The following is a 21249-nucleotide window of genomic DNA, read 5'->3' as shown; positions in this document are numbered from 1 at the left end:
GCGGCTCAGCCGAACCAGCCGTGCAGCATCCACGGCGCATGCGGATCGTTGCGCGCGCGGAAGGCCCAGCCGCGCTGGCCATGCGCGGTTTCCACCACGTAGTAGTCGCGGCGCGCGTCAGCCTGGTCCCACCAGCCCGATTCGATCCGCTCCGGCCCGGCGATGATGCGCAGGCGCGGGTCACGCAGCGGCTGTGGAGCGTCCAGCAGCCAACCGGGGCGCAGTGGCCAGTATGCCGGTGGCCTGGCTGCTGGCTGGGTGCCGCTGGCGCGTTCGGGGCGATGGTCGGCCTGCACTGCCAGCGGCTGCACGGCGTCATCGCCGAGCCGCGCGCGCAGGCGCTCACGCAGCTGGTTCCACGGCATCGCCTGCGCCGGACGGGTATCGAACAGGTCACGCGCGGCGGGCACGAACGGCGGCAGCTGTTCGGCCTGCAGGCGCAGTGCGCGGCTGCCGGCCGGCAGGGCGAACGCTTCCATGCGGTTGCGCGCGATCTCGAACAGCAACGCGGGATCGCGTTCGGGCGCCAACAGGCCGATGGTCAGCACGCTGGCCGGCAACAGGTCATGCTCGAAATGCAGGTCGAAGCGCTGCACGCCGCCATCGCGCGAACACAGGAACGCGGCCAGGTCGAGCAGCAGGCGGCGCAGCGGGAACAGCAGGGCCTGGCTGGATTCGATCTCGTATTCGAATTCGATGCGCGCATCGAAACGGTCCGGTGGCTGGTAGTAGCGCAATGGCGCGGTGGGCAGCCCGCGCAATGCATCCAGCTGCTGCAGGACCTCGGGGCGAAGCGCCGGGCCAGGCTGTCGCGCGGCAGCTTGAGCACCGCGCCCAACGTGCGCAGGCCGGAACGGCCAAGCACCGTCACCGCCTCGCTGGGCAGGCCGCAGCGCGCCAGGGGCAGCTGCGCCAGCGCCGCCGGCAGCTGCTGCGCATCAAGGCCGAGGCCATCGTGGACGTTGGCCAGCACGCGCGCGGCATGTGGGGTAGGCGCGGCCACCAGGCGGTGGCGGAAGCCGAGTTCGTGCAGTTCGTTGCGCAGGCGCTGCTGGATCGTCAGCCAGTCACCGAACAGGGCGCGGCTGGCACCGATTTCCAGCACCAGCGCATGCGGAAAATCGAGGCTGACCTGCGAGCTGTAGGCATAGGCCCAGCTGGCCAGCAGCTGCCGGGTGTGCTGTTCGGCATTGGGGTCGTAGTCGTGCAGGTGCATGTCCTGCACCAGTACCTGTGCAGCCGACAGCAGCATGCCCGGGCGCAACCCCGCGGCGCGTGCTGACGGGCTGACTGCACGCACTACGCGTCGCTGTGCCGGCCCCTGCAGCAGCACCAAGGGCCGCTGTGGGTCGGGCTGCAGGCGCAGCACGCTGTCCAGCGCCAACTGCGGCAACAACAGGCAGGCCCAGTGCATGGCGCGTCCTCAGTGGGCGATGGCCAGCGGCAACGGTTGTGCCGGCGGCAGGCCGCCACGGCACTTCAGCACCCGCACCTGGCCGTGGTCGAGCTGCAGGCGCAGGCTGGCCGGGGAGGGATTGCGCGCGGCCTGCGCCTCGCGGAACACGAAGCCCAGGCACTGGCCGCTGTCGGCGGCCACCTGCAGGCGGCGCAGGGCGCGGTCGTCGGCTTGATGCGGCCAGCACAGTACCGCCGCGCAGGCCGCAGAGCGCAGGCACTGTTCGGCGGCCCACAGTGCCTGCTTCGGCGTGGCCTGGATGACCTGCAGCTGGGCCAGTTCCAGCCCGGCCGCTGCCCAGGCCGGAGCGTGCGGGCGATAGGGCGGAGCGACCAGCACGATCGGGCGGTCGCGCTGGCTCAGCCTGGCCAGTGCCGGCCATACCAGCGCCAATTCGCCAACGCCGGGCACCGCCTGCAGTACCTCGCACAGTCCGCTGGCCGGCCAGCCGCCGCCGGGCAGGCGTGCATCCAGTGCCGGATGGCCGCTGGCCAGATGGTCGCTGGCTGGGCCCTGGCGGGCCGGGCCGCGCCACAGCTGGCGCCCGTCCAGCAGCCGGTCGAGGGCAACGACCGCACCCATCAGCCGATCCTCCAGGGGAGGCGCCGGGTGGGCTGGAAGCGGCAGGAACGGGCGGAAACGGCGGGCATGGCGCGAGTATCGACGAGCCGGTATCAGGGGCTGAGACCAGACATGCTACTCGCGTTGTAAGTAGAATTACTAATGAAATCGGAGGATCCGGTTTCAGGTTGCTGAAGGGGGAAAGCATCCACGCATGGCGTGGATCTACTGGAGAGCCACGGCAAATCCATGCCGCAGCCTGGTAGATCCACGCCATGCGTGGATAGCGGTAAAGAGCGGTGCCGACCAAGGTCGGCACCCACCCGGCATGGCCCGTTGCTACCCGGGGATGCCCCTGGTTACGGGCGCACCGGCAGCGCCACCGGGCGCAGTGGCGCGGCATCGCCACCGCGGATCTTCAGCGGGCCGCCGATGAAGGCGAATTCGTAGACCTTGTCGCGGGCCAGTTCGTCCAGCGCCACCAGCTCGATGATCGGCGCACCCTGCTGTGCCAGCAGGTAGGTGTGCAGCGGCACGTAGTCGTCGGACACCTCCGAAGGGAAGGTCTCGAAGCTGAGGTTGTCGGCGCCGACGATCATCGCGCCGCCGTCCTCGACCAGGAAGCGTGCCGCGTCCAGGCCCATGCCCGGCGGGTTGGCCATGTAGGCCCTGGGCTGCTCGAACAGGCGCATGCGGCCGGTGCGGATCAGCACCACGTCACCCTGCTGCAGTTTCACCTTCTGGCGTGCCAGCGCATCCTTCAGGTCCTGGCGGGTGACGCGGTAGCTGTCCGGCAGCATGTCCACGCCCTTGGCGCCGGCCACGTCGATCAGCACGTCACGCGCGATCAGCGGCGGGAATTTCTCGATGCCGGTGACATTCCAGCCGCGGTCGCCGAGGTGCTTGTCGGCCTCGAAGCCGTTCCAGATCTTCCCGTGGATGCCGAAGTGGTTCAGCGCATCGATGTGGGTGCCGGTGTGGCTGTACATCGAGAACGCGGTGCCGGTGTAGCTGCGGGTGAGGTTCATGGCCTCGCCCACGCCCATCGGATCGTCCATCACTGTGCCGCGCGGGGTGTGGGTCATCCAGAACTGGTAGTGCGGGTCGCCGGCATCCTGCCAGCTGGGCATGCCGACGTAGTAGTCGGTGGCCAGGTCATAGGCCTTGCCGCCGCTGACCCGCGACAGGATCGCCGCACGCGAGGCTTCGGTGATCAGGTTGAGGCGGCCGATCTCGTCCTTCGGCCCCCACGGGCTGGTGCCGACCTGCTGGCCGGAGGGAACGCGTTCGTGCGCGGACACGGTGGTGGACGCGGCGGTGGCGGCCAGCAGCAGGGCCAGCGCGGTGGACAGGGTACGTGGGGTCATGGGGAAATCTCCTTGCAGGGTGGGGGAGGGGGCGGCTCAGGCCGCGACCAGGGGCGCCAGGGCCTGGCGCAGGTGTGGGAGCGGCAGGGTCTGCAGGCGCAGGCCGTTGCCGCCGATCACGGTGGGGATGGAGCGGATGCCGAGCGCGGCAGCTTCGGCGCGATCGGCCTGCACGCGCTGGCGCACCGCGTCGCTGCGCATGTGGTCAGCGAAGGCGCCACGTGGATGGCCCAGCGATTCGGCAATATCCAGCAGCACTTCGGCATCGCCGATGTTGCGGTGCTGGTGCAGGTGCGCCCATTGCACCGCGTCGAACATCGCGCCATGGGCATCATTGCCACCGATCAGCCCTGCGGTCTGGCAGGCCAGTGCGCCGAGCCAGCCGGACGGATACTCGAAGTCCTGTGCGCGCATGCCTTCGATATCGATGCGCGCGATGTCTTCATGCGCGGCGCAGTCGGTCCAGTGGCGCAGGATGATCGCCTTGGCGCGCGCCATCGAGCCGAACACCTCGACCATCTGCGCGCGCGAGTCCTGCAGCACGAAGCTGCGGTGGCGCACCTGGATGCCGAGTTCGGCGGAGACCTGCTGCAGGCGCGGGGCCAGCACGAAGCACCAGCCGCAGACCACGTCGTGGAAGAAATCGACCACCGGCGCTGCGGTGGCGGGGGAAGGAACGGGAGACATCTGCCTGCCATCGGTGAGAGGAGAGGCGGCAGAGTAGGCAGCGCGGCGTGGCCGAAACAGCACGCTGCGGACAGCTCAGTTTTCGCTGGCAGTTACGAATCCAGGCCGGCGCAGCCGGGCAGCTCGGCGTGCAGGAAGTCGATGAAGGCACGCACCTTGGGCTGCAGGTGGCGCGAGGTGGGGTAGACCGCATGCACGAAGCGCGGCGGATAGCGGTGGTCGGGCAGCACCTGCTGCAGTTCGCCCCGCGCCAATGCCGGCGCGGCCAGGAACGAAGGCAGGGCGCCGATGCCCATGCCCGCCACCAGCAGGTCACGCAGCAGCAGGCTGTTGTTGACGGTCACGCGTGCCGGAAGGGTGATCGTCACCTGGCCATCCGGGCCGAGCAGCGGCCAACTGCCCGGTGAGTCGGACAGGCTGTAGGCCAGCACGCTATGGGCCTGCAGATCCCCTACTGCCTGCGGTGCCGGATGCTGCCGCAGGTAGGAGGGCGCCGCGCACAGCACCTGCTGCAGCGAGGCCAGCCGGCGTGCCACCAAGCGTGAATCATCCAGCTCGGCACGCAGCCGCAGCGACACATCGAAACCCTCACCGACTGCATCGAGCAGGCGATCTTCCATCACCAGGTCCAGCGACAACTGTGGATGCTGCTGCAGGAAGCGCGGCAGCAGCGGCGACAGCGTGCTCAGTGCGAATGACTGCGGCGCGTTCACGCGCAGGCGCCCGGCCACCTCGCCGCGCTGTTCGGCGATGCCGCGTTCCAGCGCTTCCAGCTCGTCGAGCAGGCGGCAGCATTCGCGGTAATAGGCGTGGCCGGTTTCGGTCAGGCTCATGCGCCGCGTGGTCCGCTGCAGCAGCACCACGCCCAGATGCGTTTCCAGCGTGCGCAACTGCTTGCTCAGGCCGGCCGGCGACATGCCCAGGTCTTCGGCGGCACGAGCGAGCCCGCCGCGTTCGACGATGCGGCGGAAGGCGCGCATCAGGTTGAAGGAGTCCATGCCGGTCCCGGGCGCGATGAGAGCGTCATTGTAGATCCACGCCATGCGTGGATGTGGGAAGCGTGGTGCCCGCAGGGTTGCGCCGTTTGTTCAAGCCAGCAACCCACACGCCACGCCAGCATGCAGGCCCCTCACTTCCCGGGTTGCCCATGAAGCACTGGATGCTCCGCCTGTATGCCCCGCTGTTCCTGCTTGGATTCGTCGCCACTGCCGTCGTCTGGGTGGGCCACTGCCATGGCGATCCGTTGTGGCTGCTGACCCTGCTGGCGATCGCCATTGCGGTTTCGTTCGTCGCCGAGCGCGCCTGGCCGTATGACCCTGCGTTCAACCGTGACCACGGCGACCGTGTGCGTGACGCCCTGCACGCGCTGGTCAACGAAGGCCTGAACCTGTTGTCGATCGCGGCGGTGCCGCTGCTGGCGGCGATCATTCCGTGGCAGTTGTGGCCGCTGCAGTGGCCGTTCGCACTGCAGCTACTGGTGGCGATCATCGCTGCCGATCTCGGCATCACCCTGGTGCACTACGCCAGCCATCGCATCGGCTGGCTATGGCGCCTGCATGCCGTGCATCACAGCGTGACCCGCATGTATGGCTTCAACGGGCTGATGAAACACCCACTGCACCAGGCCGCCGAAGCGGTGGGCGGCGTGCTGCCGCTGCTGCTGTTGGGCCTGCCGATGCCGGTGGCGGCGGTGCTGGCGTTTGCCATCGCCATCCAGCTGCTGCTGCAGCACTCCAACGTGGACATGCGCCCGGGTGTGCTGGGCCGGGTGATGGCGTGGGCACCGCTGCATCGCTTCCATCACATACGTTACGGCACCGCCGGTGACGTGAACTTCGGCCTGTTCCTGACCGTCTGGGATCACCTGCTGGGGACCGCCTTCGATGCGCCGGGCTATCGACTGCAGCAACGCGACCTCGGCATCGGCAGCCAACCTGACTATCCACGCGATTACGCGGGGCAGCTGCTGGCGCCGTTTCGTGAACTGCCGCATGGCGAGGTGCCGGAGCTGCCCGAAGGCCTGCGCAGGCGTGGGTGATCGGCCGTGTCAGGTCGCGCGCAACTGCAGGCCCTGCAGCTGTGCGGCACCGATGCCGAACATGCGGCGCAGGCTGCGCGAGAGATGGGCCAGGTCGGCGAAGCCGGCGGCATGCGCGCTGGCGGTCAGACTGTGCCCCTGCAGGTGGTGCGCGAGCGCGGTACGCAAACGCTGCCACAGCACCCAGCCGCGCAGGGTCACCGCCAGGTCGGACTGGAAACGCCGGTGCAGCTGGCTGGTCGACAGGTGCGCGGCTCCGGCGATGTCGGCAGCCGGCACCGGGCCAGGCAGGTAGTGGCTGATGCGGGCCAGCGCCGCCTCTACCCGCCGGTCCAGTGGCTGCGCGCGGCTCAGCCGTGGCAGCCAGCGGTGCAGCCCGGCCGCAGTGCCGGGCAGCGAGTGCAGGTGCTGCTGGATCTGTTCGAGGTCGGCATGCGCCGGCTCAAGGAACACCGTGCAGCCCGCGTCCGGTGCCGACAGGATCGCGTGCGGCCGGAACGACGGCACCCACAGCCGTTGGCCCTGCTGGCGCACACCGTCGATCTCGACGTGCCAGGGAGTGGCTTCGCTCAACAGCAGCTGATGGGCATAGTGCGCGTGTACATCGCTGTCACCGGCACGCCCCTGCAACACGGCCACGTGAGCATCCAGCAGCAGCGTGCCATTCCAGGGCAGGGCGGGGGAGGGCATGGAGGGATTGTAGATCCACACCATGCGTGGATGAATCTCCATCGAAATCGAGTAATTCGACGATTGATCGAAGAGCATCCACGCATGGCGTGGATCTACTGCAGATTGCGACGAACTGTCGAAGGCGGGGTGGGTCCGGTTGCGGGGGCGTGAGCGCCATGGATGGCGCGACCGAGCCTCCAGGGACGGATTCACGGCGTCCCCGCAACCGGACCCACCCCGCCATCCCACAGGAAGCCCGCTTTTGCTTCGGCTGTCGCTTCTGAGGTTGCCGGCCAGCGGCCGGCACTACCGCGGGGGCCGGGCGCAGCCTGGCCGTTCGCCCCCTCACCGCCCCTGCGGATCCGGCCGGTGATGCACGTACTCGACCACCGTGCCATCGGGATGCACCGCATTGAACGCCGCCCCGGTCGGGACCACCTGCAACGGGAAGATGATCTCGGCGCCGGCGGCAACCAGTTTGTCGTGATAAGGCCGAACGTCATCGACCAGCAGTGTCCCCGTGGTCGAGGTGAACGGCGCCAGCGCCGCCTCGCTGCCCTCGATCAACAGGAACGCACCGACCATGGCCAGGCGCAGCCCGGCCTCCGGAAACGGAAAGCCCGCATCGGCCACCACGCCCTGCAGCTGCTCGTAGAAGGACACGCTGCGTTCCAGCTCACCGGGGGCCACGAACACCCGGATCAGCACGCGCGGTGCGCGCTGGCTGGAGGTATCGCAGCGGTCGCGCCAGAGATGGTCGAAGTCGCGGTGGACGGTCATGGGCTCGGTTCGTGGCCAGGGACCTTCATTATCGGCAGCCTCGCACGGCGCGCTGATGACCGCCGGTGATGGCCTGATAACTGCAGGCTGGGATCGCCCCTGTGACTTAGGTCCTGTTGACAGGTGTGAACGCCCTCGCACAATCTTCACAGGATTGGGTCGCCCTGCGCGGCCCGGGCAGGCAGGTTGTCACGGCGGGAGGAGGGTCCCGCGCGCAGACCGGCCCGTCCTTCGGCCTGCGGGAGGTTGCCTGGCAACCCCTGCGCGGCATGAACGCTGCACCCTTCGGCGGCACTTTCCCTGGACCGATTGCCTTGGCAACGGAATTACGCCCGTCGATGAAAACGTTTACAAAGCAGCTTGTACTGTCCCTGGCCCTGTCCGCTGCACTGGCCGCTCCGGCCTGGGCCGACCCTGCCGCGTTCACCGTGCTGACCCTGGAACAGGCCCCGACCGCCGAGGCGATGCCGGCCCTGGCCGCCCAGCTGAAGACCCTGCAGGTGGACGCGGTGAGCGTACGCCAGGTGCAGCGCGGCATCGGCCAGGTCGATCCGCTGCAGGTGCTGGCCGACGGACTGGGTTACGAATACCGCTTCATTGCCGCGGGCAGGGATGATGGCCAGACCCAGCGCGGCCAGGCCGTACTGACCCGGCTGCCGATCGCCGCTGAATCCGGCCCGGACCAGCCGGGCCTGAACTACCTGCGCCTGGACGATGGCCGCCACACCGTGGCGGTCTATACCGATGCCGGTGCAGGTGCCGCGCAGCTGCCAGCGCTGGTCACCCGTTCGCGGCTGGGTGCACCGGCGGTGCTGCTCGGCGCGGTGGCCGGTGAATCGGCCAAGGCCGCCGGCTTCGATCCGGCGCGTGTGGCGCTGGAAGCCGATGCCAGCTATTTCAGCGATGGTTTCCAGGCCGCCAGCAGCGCGCCGTTCAAGGTGGAAGGCAGCGCCTTGCGCGCCACCCTGCTGACACTGGCCTATGCCGCCGACACGCATGGCGACAGGCCGTGGATGGACACCACCCTCAACGCCGATGCGCGCGCCGCGCTGCTGCTGAAGGCGATGACCGAGGATGAGAAGTTCCAGATGCTGCACAGCTACTTCGGGCTGGGCAAGGATGGTGGCCCACTGCCGGAAGGCGCGGTCGGTTCGGCCGGTTTCGTGCCGGGCGTGGCGCGGCTGGGCATTCCGTCGCAGCAGTCGGCCGATGCCGGTGTCGGCGTGACCAATCCGGGCGGCATCCGCCCGGGTGATTTCGCCACGGCGATGCCATCGGGCCCATCCACCGCGTCCAGCTGGAACCGCGAAGTGGCTTTCGCCGGTGGCGCGACCATGGGCCGCGAGGCATGGCAGCAGCGCTTCAACATCCTGCTGTCGGGCAGCGTCAACCTGCAGCGCGATCCACGCAACGGCCGCAACTTCGAATATGCCGGTGAGGACCCGCTGCTGGCCGGTTCGATGGTCGGCGCGCTGATCCAGGGCGTGCAGAGCCAGCACGTGATCTCCTCGATGAAGCACTTCGCGCTGAACGACATGGAGACCCGGCGCAACTTCCACGACGTGCGCATCGGCGAACAGGCCATGCACGAGTCGGACCTGCTGGCGTTCGAGATTGCGCTGGAGGCTGGCCGCCCGGGCGTGGCGATGTGCTCGTACAACAAGATCAACGGCACCTACGGCTGCGAGAACGGCTACCTGATGAACCAGGTGCTGAAGCAGGAATGGAAGTTCCCCGGTTTCGTGATGTCCGACTGGGGCGGCGTGCACAGCGGTTCGAAGGCGGCGCTGGCCGGCCTGGACCAGCAGTCGGCCGGTGAAGTGTTCGACGCAGCGGTGTTCTTCGACGAACCGCTGCGTCTGGCCGTGCATGGCGGCGTGGTGCCGCAGGCGCGCCTGAATGACATGGTCACGCGCATCCTGCGCACGATGTTCCTGCACGGCAACTTCGACAACCCGCCGCAGCACCAGAAGGTGGATGCCGAGGCCGGCTTCGCCGTGGCCCAGCGCACGGTGGAAGAGGGCAGCGTGCTGCTGCGCAATGAAGGCAACCTGCTGCCGCTGGCCGACAGCGTGAAGCGCATTGTCATCATCGGTGGCCACGCCGACAAGGGCGTGATCGGTGGCGGTGGTTCGTCGATGGTGGGCGTGACCGCCAAGGGCACCAACGCGGTGCCGGGCGTACTGCCGACCACCTGGCCGGGCCCGGTGATCTTCCACCCGTCCTCGCCGCTGGAATCGCTGCGTGCGGCGCGCCCTGACGCAACCATCGAGTATGTGGACGGGACCAATGCCGCCGCTGCGGCCAGGGCCGCCGCGCAGGCCGATGTGGCCATTGTGTTTGCCACGCAGTGGGCCGCCGAATCGGTGGACCTGCCGGACATGCAGCTGCCGGACAACCAGGACGCACTGATCTCGGCGGTGGCCGCGGCAAACCCGAAGACCGTGCTGGTGCTGGAAACCAACGGCCCGGTGCGCACCCCTTGGCTGGGGCAGGTGCCAGCGATGCTGCAGGCCTGGTACCCGGGCATCCGCGGCGGCGAAGGCATCGCCGCGCTGCTGACCGGTCAGGTCAATCCGTCGGGCCGCCTGCCGGTGACCTGGGTGACGGACGAATCGCAGCTGCCGCGCCCGCATATCGATGGCCTCGGCTTCAAGCCGGCCAAGCCTTTCGGTGATGTGTTCGATTTCGATATCGAAGGCGCCAACGTCGGCTACAAGTGGATGGCGGTCAAGGGCCTGACCCCGACCTTCGCCTTTGGTCATGGCCTGTCCTACACCTCGTTCGCCTATGACAACCTGAAGGTGAGCGTGGAAGGCTCGCGCCTGGTCGCCAGCGTCGATATCCGCAATACCGGCAAGCGCGCCGGCGCCGATGTGGCCCAGCTGTACCTGAAGCTGCCGGCAGGCAGCACCACCCCGATCCGCCTGATCGGCTACGACAAGGTGAACCTGCAGCCGGGCGAACAGCGCCGCATCCGCATCGAAGCCGAGCCGAAGACCCTGGCCCACTACGATGCACAGGCGCGCCAGTGGAAGATCGACGGTGGCACCTACCAGGTGCAGCTGGCGCGCAATGCCGCCGAGCCGCTGCAGACCGTGGACGTGCAGCTGGTGGAGCAGGTGCTGCGCTGATGCCTGACGACACGGCCCGCACAGGGCCGTGTCTGAAAAAGGGGACGGAGGGGATTAAGTCGTTTATGCATAAACGACTTAATCCCCTCCGTCCCCTTTTTATGTGGCGAACCGGTCGCGCAGGAAATCAATCAGCTGCCGTACCTTCGGTGAGGGCTGCGTGCTGTGCGGGTAGACCGCGTAGACACTCTGCTGCGGGAAGCGGTGCTGGCGCAGCACCGGGCGCAGCCGGTCCTGGGCCAGGTCGTCCTCGATCAGCCAGCGTGGCAGCACGGTGACCCCGGCGCCGGCCAGGGCGAACGCGCGCAGGCTGCTGGCACCATCCACGCGTACCACCGCGTTGCCCGGGTTGGTGGCAAACAGGGCGCCGCTGCCATCAGGCGCGATCACCGGCACATCGGCCAGGCGCGGATAGCCCAGGCGGGGCAGGGTGCCCAGCTGTGCCGGGTCATCGGCAGCCTCGGCAGAGGGCAGACGCGCCAGCAGCGAGGGAGCGGCCACCGCGCACAGTGGGTGGCGCTCCAATTCACTGGCGTGAAGGCCCGAATCCGGCAGGCGGCCGAGGCGGATCGCCAGGTCGAAGCGTTCGGGAATGAGGTCCGCTGGCGCTGGAGAAGTTGATAGGTGCAGCTGCAGGGCCGGGTGCTGCGCGCGGAACGCCTCCAACGCGGGAATCAGGCGTAGCTGGGCGTACTCCGGTGTGGTGGTCAGGCGCAGCACGCCCTGCAGCTGGTGCTGGTCGCGGCGCGCGGCATCGATCGCCGCCTGCGCAGCATCCAATGCCTGCACGCAATGTTGCAGGAACTGCTCGCCGGCCTCGGTCAGGGCCAAGTGGCGGGTGCTGCGCAACAGCAGGGTCACGCCCAGCTCCTGCTCCAGCCGCTTCAGGTTGAAGCTGACCACCGCGCGGCTGAGGCCGAGCCGATCGGCCGCAGCGGTCAGGCTGCCGGCTTCGACCACGGCACGGAAAATATCGAAGCGATCGAGGCTGACCATGGCGATTCATTGTCAAAACAGTTTTGACAGTGTCGCAGGTGCTGTCGTGTTTTTCCAACAACCCCCCGGGCGGCATGCTGATGGCTTCTCTGTTGGAGCGCCGCCGATGCCGTCCCCCCGCCTGCGCCATGAGGCGATTTTCCTGCTGGTATTCGCCCTGGATCTGGTCAACATGTTCATCGCCACGGTGGCCTATCCGGCATTGGCAGCGGAGCTGCACGCCGACGTCAGCACCCTGGCCTGGGTCGGCACGGCGTACATGCTGGGCCTGAGCGTGGTGATTCCGCTGGCGCCGTGGCTGGCCGCGCGCTGTGGCGAGCGTCGCTTGCTGCTGGTGGCGTTGCTGTTGTTCGCGGTTGCCGCTGCGCTGGTAGGTTCCGCATCGGGGATCGGCTGGCTGCTCGGATGGCGCCTGCTGCAGGGGTTGGCCGGCGGTCTGCTGATTCCCGTGGCGCAAGCCGCGGCGTACCGGCAATGCACGGCCGGGCAACGTGGCGCGCTGACCCGTCGCATCCTGCTGGTGGCGCTTCTGGTGCCGGCCCTGGCACCGGCACTGGGCGGGCTGCTGGTGCAGTGGCTGTCCTGGCGCGGCGTGCTCTGGGCCAGCCTGCCATTGGCGGTGGTGGCCATCGGTCTGGTGCTGGCCTGGATGCCGGCCGACTGCGCGCGCAGTGCGCCGCGCCTGCAGGCCTATGCCCTGTCCACCGCGATGCTGGCGCTGGGCGCGCTGCTGCTGGCGCTGACCTGGCTGGGCGAATCGGGACATCGCGGTGCAGGTGCCGTGTTGCTGCTGGCCGCGCTGTTGCTTGCGGCGACGCACCTGCGGCATGCACGTCGGCAGGCGCAGCCACTGCTGCGCTGGTCGTTGCTGTCCCATCGCGGGCTGCGGCTGGCGATGCTGGTGTATCTCGCCGTACCCGGTGTGTTCATCGGCAGCCAACTGGTCAGTACCCTGCAATTGCACCACGCCGGTTACAGCGCGGCACGCATCGGCGCGCTGATGCTGCCCTGGGCGCTGGCTGCGGCCATCGCGATCATGGCCAGCAAGCGCCTGCTGGCTCGCTTCGGTCCGGCCGCGGTACTGCGCGCCGGCATGCTCCTGCAGGCCAGCGGCCTGTTGTTGATGGCGCTGCTGCCGCAGCCGGCCTTCGTGCTGGCCGGATTGTTGTTCGCGCTGATGGGCGCCGGCGGCAGCCTGTGCAGCAGCACCGCGCAGACGCTGGCCTTCCATGGCGTGGAAGGTGAGGCGTTGGGCGATGCCAGTGCACTCTGGAACCTCAACCGCCAGCTCAGCTTCTGCCTCGGCACCGCCGCCATCGCACTGCTGCTGGCATTGGCCATGCAATGGCTGCCGGCACGCGCCACCAGCGTGGCGCTGGGTTTGGCCGCTGCAATGACGCTGCTGCCGATGGCGCTGCTGCGCCGTTCGCAATCGATCTCTCTTTCCCAACCCGAGACAATGCAATGACGATGACCGCAGAGAACGAGTTCCATGATCTGATCGCCAAGCTGCAGGCCTGGTTCCGTGCGGAAGCAGCCGCCAGTACGCTGGATGCGCTGATGGATCATTTCTGCACCGACTTCAGCATGGTCGGTATTGCTGGGCAGCGCCTGGACCGCGAAGCACTGGCCGGCATGTTCGCTGGCGGCCACGGTGCCCGCCCGGGCCTGTGTATCGAAATCGATGCCCTGCAGTTCATTGCGGTGCCGGCACCGTTGGCAATGCTGCGCTACCGTGAAGGGCAGGGCGTTGCTGAAGGTGGGATGGCCTGGCGTGAAGCACTGGCCGTGCTGCGGCAGGAAGACGGCCGTTGGCGTTGGCTGGCGTTGCATGAAGTAACGGCAGCCTGATCGGGTAGTGCCGGCCGCTGGCCGGCAACTTCATGATCCTGGGGCGCGTTACGCGGTTGCCGGCCAGCGGCCGGCACTACCTTTCGCCGACGAGCGCAGCGGCACCGCAGGCACATGTGCCATCAGTCCTGCCCGCATCCACCGAAGAATGCAAAGCCTGCACACACTTCACGGCGCCAGGCAGGAGTAGGCTTGGGGCTTTCCTGCCGGGAGGGGTTGTCCATGCGTGTGCGTGCCGTCGCTGTAGCCATTGCCCTTTGCCTGTCCAGCACCGTGCTGGCCGCCGATACCCCGCCGATGACCCCGGATATCAGCGGCAAGCCGTTCGTTGCCCCGATGTCGGTCGCGACTACGACAAGCGCGTGGTGATGGTGCCGATGCGTGATGGCACCAAGCTGTATACGGTGATCGTGGTGCCCAAGGGCGCCCACAATGCGCCGATCCTGCTGACCCGGACTCCCTATGATGCTGCCGGTCGCGCCAGCCGCAGTGATTCGCCGCGCATGCGCGACCTGTTGCCGCAGGGTGACGAGGTGTTTGTCGACGGCGGCTACATCCGCGTGTTCCAGGATATCCGCGGCAAGTATGGTTCCGAGGGCGATTACGTGATGACCCGGCCGCTGCGCGGGCCGTTGAACAACACCAAAGTCGACCATTCCACCGACGCCTGGGACACCATCGACTGGCTGGTGAAGAACGTACCGGAGAGCAATGGAAAGGTCGGCATGCTCGGCTCGTCGTACGAGGGCTTCACCGTGGTGATGGCGCTGACCGACCCGCACCCGGCACTGAAGGTGGCCGCACCACAGAGCCCGATGGTCGATGGCTGGATGGGCGACGACTGGCTCAACTACGGTGCGTTCCGCCAGGTCAACTTCAACTACTTCGCCATGCAGACCGAGAAGCGCGGCAAGGGTACGCCGCTGCCCAGCCTCGGCTACGACGACTACAGCACTTTCCTGCGCATCGGTTCGGCAGGCGACTACGCGCGTTTCACCGGCGTGGACCAGTTGACCTGGTGGAAGAAGCTGGTCGAGCATCCGGCCTATGATGGCTTCTGGCAGGGCCAGGCGCTGGACGCGGTGATGGCCAAGACACCGCTGAAGGTGCCGACCATGTGGCTGCAGGGCTTGTGGGACCAGGAAGACATGTGGGGTGCCAACCACGCCTACCAGGCGATGGAAGGACGCGATAGCGGCAACAACCGCAACTACCTGGTGATGGGCCCGTGGCGGCACAGCCAGGTGAACTACGGCGGCAGCGAGCTCGGTGCGCTGAAGTTCGATGGCGATACCGCGCTGCAGTTCCGTCGCGATGTGCTCAAGCCGTTCTTCGACCAGTACCTGGTGGATGGCGCGCCGAAGGCCGATACGCCGCCGGTGCTGATCTACAACACCGGCGAAAACCACTGGGACCGCCTGAAGGGTTGGCCGCGCAGCTGCGACAAGGGCTGTGCCGCCAGCAGCAAGCCGCTGTACCTGCGCGCCGGTGGCAAGCTGGCGTTCCAGGCACCGGCGGCGGGCGAGGGCGACTTCGAGGAATACGTGTCCGACCCGGCCAAGCCGGTGCCGTTCGTGCCGCGCCCGGTCCGCTTCGGTGACCGCGACATGTGGACCACCTGGCTGGTCAAGGACCAGCGCTTTGTCGATGGTCGTCCGGATGTGCTGACCTTCATCACCGAACCGCTGACCGCGCCGTTGCGCATCGGCGGCGCGCCGGTGGTGCACCTGCAGGCCTCGACCAGCGGCACCGACAGCGACTGGGTGGTGAAGCTGATCGACGTGTATCCGGACCAGGAAGCGTCGACGCCGGAAATGGGGGGCTATGAGTTGCCGGTGTCGCTGGCGATCTTCCGTGGCCGCTACCGCGAGAGCTTCAGCGATCCGAAGCCGCTGCCCGCCAACCAGGTGCTGCCGTACCGTTTTGACCTGCCCAACGCCAACCACACGTTCCAGAAGGGCCACCGGGTGATGGTGCAGGTGCAGTCCAGCCTGTTCCCGTTGTACGACCGCAACCCGCAGACCTACGTGCCGAACATCTACCTGGCCAAGCCGGGCGATTACCAGAAGGCCACGCAGCGCGTGTGGCACAGCGCGGCGCAGGCCAGCTACATCGATCTACCGGTGTATTGAGGCCCGCAGGGTGACGCCGGGCCGTGCCTGGTAGCACGTGGTAGTGCCGGTCGCTGGCCGGCATCCGCGATGGCGCAGGAGCGTGTCGACCAAGGTCGACACCTACCGGGGCTGAGTCATGGCAGGTTGATTCAGGCGGGTGTGGTAGTGCCGGCCGCTGGCCGGCATCGGCGATGGCGCAGGAGCGTGTCGACCAAGGTCGACACCTACCAAAGCTGGGCCATGGCATGCCGATCGACCAAGGTCGACACCTACCGGGCAGAGGCTTTCAGCCGACCTTCGAGGGGCCCGTACGCCAGCGGCTGGGGACCAGGCCGAAGCGCTTGCGGAACGCGGCGGCGAAGTTGCTGGGGTGGCGGTAGCCGCTGGCGGCGGCAGCCTGCTCGACGGTCCATCCGTTTTCGCGCAGGCCCTGTTCGGCATGGCGCATGCGCTGCTCATGCAGGTAGTCGAACACCGAGCTTCCATATTGCTGGGCAAAATGGCGGCGCAAGGAGCTGGGGCTCATGCAGGCCAGCTGGGCCAGTTCGATCAGGCTGTGGGCATGGCTGGGGTCGTCATGCAGATAGCTGCGCACTCGCTCCAGCCGCTCGCGCTGGCCGGCGCGCAGCGTGCGTATATGCTCGGTCTGCATATCCTCGGCCTGCAGGCCGACGGCCAACACCTGCAGGGCCACGCCTTCGCGCCACAGCGCATCGATGTCGTCCTGCCAGGGGCTGTCGAACAATTGGGCGAGCGTCGGCAGCAAGGCATGCGGAATGGCCCAGTGGCGGCACTGCAGAGGGGAATGAAGGACCCGTTGTAGTGCCGGCAGGCGCAGCATGTCCACGTCCAGATCGGCCGGTACGCTCAAGCTGACCCCGCGCAGGTGGCTGCCACCGGGATGCAGCCCGGCCATCGACACAGGTTCATGGTGGCTGGTGGTCATGCCTGTGCCGGCGCGCAGGGTGAACCCCTTGCGACGAGGAAACTGGACATCCACTTCGCCCTGAAGCATCAGGCGGATGGTCAGGCCGGCACCGTGCACAGCGGTGGCCGTGTAGGTGAACCGGTTGTGCACGTCCGAGGCGATCAGGCCCAGGCCACCGCGCAGTGACTGTTCGTGGACGTCGCCACGCCCTGCCCATTGGTCGTCGCGCAGTTCACTCCCTTCGATCCGGTAGTCGTAGCCATGGCGTTCGCCGAACTGGCGGTAATCAGCAAAAGTGAAATATCGGGACATCGCTCTGCGCAAACACAGGTTGAATTGAATGTGTCGAAGAATCTGGAAGCGTTTCCCATTGTCGCCGCGATTCGCGCGCTTTTGACTTCGATAAGGTCAAAACGATTGGCGATTACGGCCAAAGTGAAAATGCCGAAGAACATACGCCGGCGTTCTGCACGCATATCCGTACGTAGTTCCATACATAAACTGCGGTTGAGGTTTCATGGCTGGAACGATCTGGAGATGCGATGTCAGCCCGACCATCACGGGCGTGCGCGTAGGGTGGGTGGGTTGGCTGTTGCAGGCCACTTTGATACCCCACCGATGGAGAATGGAGATGATTGATTACCAGTTGACCGGCAAGACCGCGATCGTGACCGGCGGCGTGTCGGGCATCGGCCTGGCCGTGGCCCAGACACTGGCCACATCCGGTGCCCGTATCTCGGTCTGGGACCTCAAGCAGGATGCAGTGGATGCCACCGTGGCGCAGTTGCGCAGCACCGGCACACAGGCCATCGGCATCGCGCTGGACGTCACCGACGACGCGGCGGTGGAGGCAGCGGTGCAGCGCACGATCAAGGAACTCGACGGCCTGCACGTGGCGGTCAACAACGCCGGCATCAGCGGGCCGGCGGCCAGCAGCGGCGACTATCCGATTGATGGCTGGCAGCGCGTGATCGATGTCAACCTCACCAGCGTGTTCCTGTGCCAGCGTGCGCAGATCCAGGCCATGCGCGCGGCCGGCACGGGCGGCAGCATCATCAACATGGCCTCGATCCTGGGCCAGGTGGGCTATGCCGGTTCCACTGCGTACGTGGCGGCCAAGCACGGCGTGGTCGGGCTGACCCAGACCGCCGCCTGGGAGCATGCGGCCGACGGCATTCGTGTCAACGCGGTCGGCCCGGGCTTCATCAGCACACCGCTGCTGGAGAAGATGGACCCGAAGGTGCGCGCCACGCTGGAAGGGCGGCACGCGTTGAAGCGGCTGGGTACGCCGGAGGAAGTGGCCGCATTGGTAGCCTGGCTGGCCAGCGACGATGCCTCGTTCGCGACCGGCACGTACTACGCCATCGATGGTGGCTACCTCGCGCAGTGATGCGCTGAACGCGGGTTGCGGCGTCGCCGGGCATCGCCCGGCGCCACCGGGTGAACGCACTGTGGGGTGGTCTTCACCTCTGTGCCACGCATGCCACGCGACGCTCGGGGAAATACCCGGAGCCTGCCCATGGAACTCACCCAGGATGTCTCGATCCTGCTGCGCGTAGCCGCAGCGATGCTGTTCGGCGGTGTGCTCGGTGTCGAGCGGGAAATGGGCAAGCACGCCGCCGGCCTGCGTACGCACATGCTCATTGCCGGAGCGGCGGCATTGATCGTCGGTCTCGGCGACTCGGTGGCCGAGCATTTCCAGCAGGAGCGTTACCGCGATCTGCTGCAGGTTGATCCGGTGCGCCTGATCGAAGCGGTGGTGGCCTGTGTCGGCTTCGTGGCCGCTGGCACCATTCTGCGCGGCTCACGCGAGGACCAGGTCAGCGGCTTGACCACGGCCAGTTCGCTGATCATGGCGGCGGCGATCGGGATTGCGGTGGGGATCAGCAAGTACGTGATCGCGATCGGGGTCAGCGTGCTGTGCGTGCTGGTGCTGGCGGTGATGCGGCGGTTGGAGAAACGGATCTCGTAGGGAAGGTCGAGTTGTCGGCCAGCGGCCGGCACCATAATGGCTCTAATGGTCGGACCAATATGAAGGCTAGCCCTATGGTCTAATAGGCTCTTCGTCGGAGAGGCGGTTAAATCCGCTGCAAGTGGTCTGATCGCGATCATTAATGGTAATACCAATGATCGACGGCCACGGCGACCCACCGCCTGCGGTGGGCTCCTTCCGTTTCCAGTCGAGAGTCTTCATGCAGCCCTGGCAACACCTGTACGACCCCGCCGGCAACCTGTGGTTGTCGAGCCTGATCGCGCTGCTGCCGATCGCGTTCTTCTTCGTTGCCCTGGCAGTGCTGCGCATGAAGGGCTGGCTGGCCGGCACGATCACCGTGGCCATCGCACTCAGCGTGGCCCTGTTGTTCTACCGCATGCCGGTGCCCCAGGCGCTGGGCGCGGCCGGCTTCGGTTTCGTCTACGGCCTGTGGCCCATCGCGTGGATCATCATCGGTGCGGTGTTCCTCTACAAAGTTTCGGTCAAGACCGGGCAGTTCGACATCATCCGGGCCTCGATCCTCTCGGTGACCGAAGATCAGCGCCTGCAGATGCTGATGGTCGGCTTCGCTTTTGGCGCCTTCCTGGAAGGGGCGGCCGGTTTCGGTGCGCCGGTGGCGATCACCGCAGCGTTGCTGGTCGGGCTGGGCTTCAAGCCGCTGTATGCCGCCGGCCTGTGCCTGATCGTCAACACCGCGCCGGTAGCGTTCGGCGCGATGGGCATTCCGATCATCGTGGCCGGGCAGGTCACCGGCCTGGACGCATTCGAGATCGGCCAGATGGCCGGCCGCCAGTTGCCGTTCCTGACCATCATCGTGCTGTTCTGGATCATGGCGATCATGGATGGTTGGCGCGGTATCAAGGAGACCTGGCCGGCGGTGCTGGTTGCGGGTGGTTCGTTCGCCATCGCGCAGTACCTGACCTCCAATTTCATCGGCCCGGAACTACCGGACATCACCGCGTCGCTCGCGTCGCTGGTGTGCCTGACCCTGTTCCTGCGCCGCTGGAAGCCGGTGCGGATCTTCCGTTTCGACACCGAAACCAGCGCCGAGGCGGCCGCACAGGCACTGGAGGCACCGCGCCACAGCGTCGGCCAGATCGCCAGGGCATGGTCGCCGTTCCTGATCCTCACCGCGATGGTCACGCTGTGGAGCATCAAGCCGTTCAAGTCGCTGTTCGCGGCGGGCGGTCCGCTGGAAGGCTGGGTGCTGAAGATCCCAGTGCCGGGCCTGGACCAGCTGGTGCAGAAGATGCCACCGATCGTGGATGCGCCGCTGAGCTATGACGCCATCTACAAGTTCGACTGGTTCTCGGCCACCGGTACCTCGATCATCCTGGCCGGGGTGATTGCCATCATCGTGCTGCGCATGCCTGCACGTTCGGCGCTGCAGACCTTCGGCGAGACCGTGCGTGAGCTGCGCATGCCGATCTACTCGATTGGCATGGTGCTGGCGTTCGCCTTCATCGCCAACTACTCGGGACTGTCTGCCACGTTGGCCCTGGCACTGGCGCATACCGGCGACGCGTTCCCGTTCTTCTCACCGTTCCTGGGCTGGCTGGGCGTGTTCCTGACCGGTTCGGATACCTCGTCCAATGCCTTGTTCTCGGCACTGCAGGCCACCACCGCACAGCAGATCGGCGTGTCCGACGTGCTGCTGGTAGCGGCCAACACCACCGGCGGTGTCACCGGCAAGATGATCTCACCGCAGTCGATCGCCATTGCCTGCGCGGCGGTCGGCCTGGCCGGCAAGGAGTCGGATCTGTTCCGCTTCACGGTCAAGCACAGCCTGATCTTCACCACGATGGTCGGCCTGATCACCCTGGCCCAGGCTTACTGGCTGACCTGGATGATTCCCTGAGCCATGCGCGGCTGGCCGACCACCCGCTGCGCGCTTCGGGCCACAATGGCGCCATGAGCACGCAACGTATTTCGGACAAGGTGGCTGCGCAGCTGCGCGGCCTGGTGCAGGAACAACAGCTGCGGCCGGGCGACCGGCTGCCGGCCGAGCGCACCCTGGCGGTGCAGCTGGGGGTCTCGCGCACCGCGCTGCGCGAGGCCATCGCGCAGCTGGCCAGCCAGGGCCTGTTGACCGCACGGGTCGGTGGCGGCACCTACGTGGCCGAGCCTGCGGCACGCGCGCGGCAGGCGCTGGATGAACCGCTGGCGCCGTACCTGCCGCTGTTCCAGGGCGACCCGGAATACCGCTTCGACGTGCTGGAGATCCGCCACGCGCTGGAAGGTGCCACCGCTTGGCATGCGGCGCTGCGTGCCACCGACGAGGACCGCGCGCGCATCGCACAGGCCTTCCAGACCATGATGGACGCGCACGGCAAGGACGACCCCACCGGCGAGGCGGAGGCCGACGCGGCCTTCCACCTGTCCATCGCCGAGGCCTCGCACAACCTGGTGCTGCTGCAGGTGATGCGCGGGCTGTTCGAACTGCTGCAGACCAACATCTCGCAGAGCCGCGAAAAGCTCTACACCTCGGCGAAGACCTTCTCGCCGCTGTCCGACCAGCACCGCGAGATGATGGATGCGGTGCTGGCCGGCGACCCCGAACGCGCGCGCGCCGCCGCGCATGCCCACCTCGAGTTCGTGCACACCACGCTGCGCACCCTCGATGACAACGAAGCCCGGCGTGCGCGGGCCTCGCGCCTGCCTTCCCCCACGGT

General features: G+C 67.3%; 15 protein-coding genes and 3 pseudogenes. 9 read left to right on the top strand and 9 right to left on the bottom strand.

Translation table 11 applies throughout. The features are described 5' to 3' along the window. Positions 1–5: 5 nt before the first annotated feature. From DL544_RS12625 to DL544_RS12605, 5 genes and pseudogenes are all read right to left on the bottom strand, one after another. A pseudogene (locus DL544_RS12625) lies at positions 6–1414 on the bottom strand (Y-family DNA polymerase). 9 nt (positions 1415–1423) lie between these two features. Then, complete coding sequence (gene imuA, locus DL544_RS12620; RefSeq protein ID WP_139727269.1) at positions 1424–2038, bottom strand: translesion DNA synthesis-associated protein ImuA; 615 nt, start codon at positions 2036–2038, stop codon at positions 1424–1426. 338 nt (positions 2039–2376) lie between these two features. Next, complete coding sequence (locus tag DL544_RS12615; protein ID WP_139727267.1) at positions 2377–3384, bottom strand: cyclase family protein; 1008 nt, start codon at positions 3382–3384, stop codon at positions 2377–2379. A gap of 36 nt (positions 3385–3420) precedes the next feature. Beyond that, the gene (locus DL544_RS12610; RefSeq protein ID WP_053499638.1) at positions 3421–4071 is read right to left on the bottom strand and encodes a DsbA family oxidoreductase; all 651 of its coding nucleotides are present in this window, start codon (positions 4069–4071) and stop codon (positions 3421–3423) included. A 92-nt stretch (positions 4072–4163) separates the two neighbouring features. Further along, complete coding sequence (locus tag DL544_RS12605) at positions 4164–5114, bottom strand: LysR family transcriptional regulator (RefSeq protein ID WP_176556926.1); 951 nt, start codon at positions 5112–5114, stop codon at positions 4164–4166. A 116-nt stretch (positions 5115–5230) separates the two neighbouring features. Between DL544_RS12605 and DL544_RS12600 the strand changes: the two genes are divergently transcribed. After that, on the top strand, positions 5231–6109 hold the full coding sequence (locus DL544_RS12600) for a sterol desaturase family protein (RefSeq protein WP_005417061.1): 879 nt from the start codon (positions 5231–5233) through the stop codon (positions 6107–6109). A 9-nt stretch (positions 6110–6118) separates the two neighbouring features. Here DL544_RS12600 and DL544_RS12595 read toward each other — a convergent pair whose 3' ends face one another. Both DL544_RS12595 and DL544_RS12590 read right to left on the bottom strand, forming a co-directional pair. After that, positions 6119–6823: an AraC family transcriptional regulator gene (locus DL544_RS12595; RefSeq protein ID WP_065178503.1), complete on the bottom strand. Its 705-nt coding sequence runs from the start codon at positions 6821–6823 to the stop codon at positions 6119–6121. 303 nt (positions 6824–7126) lie between these two features. Next, a complete protein-coding gene (locus DL544_RS12590) occupies positions 7127–7561 on the bottom strand; it encodes a VOC family protein (RefSeq protein ID WP_005417059.1) in 435 nt (144 codons plus the stop codon). Between the two features lie 338 nt (positions 7562–7899). On the opposite strand from DL544_RS12590, the gene DL544_RS12585 reads away from it, so the two are divergent. Further along, positions 7900–10695: a beta-glucosidase family protein gene (locus DL544_RS12585; RefSeq protein ID WP_081275781.1), complete on the top strand. Its 2796-nt coding sequence runs from the start codon at positions 7900–7902 to the stop codon at positions 10693–10695. Positions 10696–10794: 99 nt separating this feature from the next. On the opposite strand, the gene DL544_RS12580 is transcribed toward DL544_RS12585, so the two are convergent. Further along, on the bottom strand, positions 10795–11691 hold the full coding sequence (locus DL544_RS12580) for a LysR family transcriptional regulator (RefSeq protein ID WP_065178502.1): 897 nt from the start codon (positions 11689–11691) through the stop codon (positions 10795–10797). Positions 11692–11797: 106 nt separating this feature from the next. Here DL544_RS12580 and DL544_RS12575 point away from each other — a divergent pair, with 106 nt between their 5' ends. The 3 genes and pseudogenes from DL544_RS12575 (at position 11798) to DL544_RS12565 (ending at position 15674) form a co-directional block, all read left to right on the top strand. Beyond that, the gene (locus DL544_RS12575) at positions 11798–13159 is read left to right on the top strand and encodes an MFS transporter (protein ID WP_139727265.1); all 1362 of its coding nucleotides are present in this window, start codon (positions 11798–11800) and stop codon (positions 13157–13159) included. After that, positions 13156–13542 carry a DUF4440 domain-containing protein gene (locus tag DL544_RS12570; RefSeq protein ID WP_005417047.1) on the top strand — a complete coding sequence of 129 codons (387 nt, stop codon included), beginning with the start codon at positions 13156–13158 and terminating at the stop codon, positions 13540–13542. The genes DL544_RS12575 and DL544_RS12570 overlap by 4 nt, the downstream gene beginning before the upstream one ends. Positions 13543–13764: 222 nt before the next feature. Next, positions 13765–15674, top strand: a pseudogene (locus DL544_RS12565) (CocE/NonD family hydrolase). A 268-nt stretch (positions 15675–15942) separates the two neighbouring features. Here the strand turns inward: DL544_RS12565 and DL544_RS12560 are convergent. After that, positions 15943–16896 carry a helix-turn-helix transcriptional regulator gene (locus tag DL544_RS12560; protein WP_053499560.1) on the bottom strand — a complete coding sequence of 318 codons (954 nt, stop codon included), beginning with the start codon at positions 16894–16896 and terminating at the stop codon, positions 15943–15945. Between the two features lie 319 nt (positions 16897–17215). Between DL544_RS12560 and DL544_RS12555 the strand changes: the two genes are divergently transcribed. The 4 genes and pseudogenes from DL544_RS12555 to lldR all read left to right on the top strand — a co-directional run. Beyond that, the gene (locus tag DL544_RS12555; protein ID WP_065185748.1) at positions 17216–17974 is read left to right on the top strand and encodes an SDR family NAD(P)-dependent oxidoreductase; all 759 of its coding nucleotides are present in this window, start codon (positions 17216–17218) and stop codon (positions 17972–17974) included. A 129-nt stretch (positions 17975–18103) separates the two neighbouring features. Next, positions 18104–18556, top strand: a complete 453-nt coding sequence (locus DL544_RS12550; RefSeq protein ID WP_005413774.1) for an MgtC/SapB family protein — start codon at positions 18104–18106, stop codon at positions 18554–18556. 220 nt (positions 18557–18776) lie between these two features. Continuing rightward, complete coding sequence (gene lldP, locus DL544_RS12545) at positions 18777–20435, top strand: L-lactate permease (protein WP_053499572.1); 1659 nt, start codon at positions 18777–18779, stop codon at positions 20433–20435. A gap of 53 nt (positions 20436–20488) precedes the next feature. Continuing rightward, positions 20489–21244 (top strand): annotated as a pseudogene (lldR, locus tag DL544_RS12540) (transcriptional regulator LldR); the annotation flags it as partial. Positions 21245–21249: the final 5 nt, after the last annotated feature.

This window comes from Stenotrophomonas sp. pho, from assembly GCF_006228405.1.
GTDB classification, from domain to species: domain Bacteria; phylum Pseudomonadota; class Gammaproteobacteria; order Xanthomonadales; family Xanthomonadaceae; genus Stenotrophomonas; species Stenotrophomonas sepilia.
The sequence above is the reverse complement of the archived record's forward strand: the minus strand, read 5'-3'. Positions and strand labels throughout refer to the sequence as shown.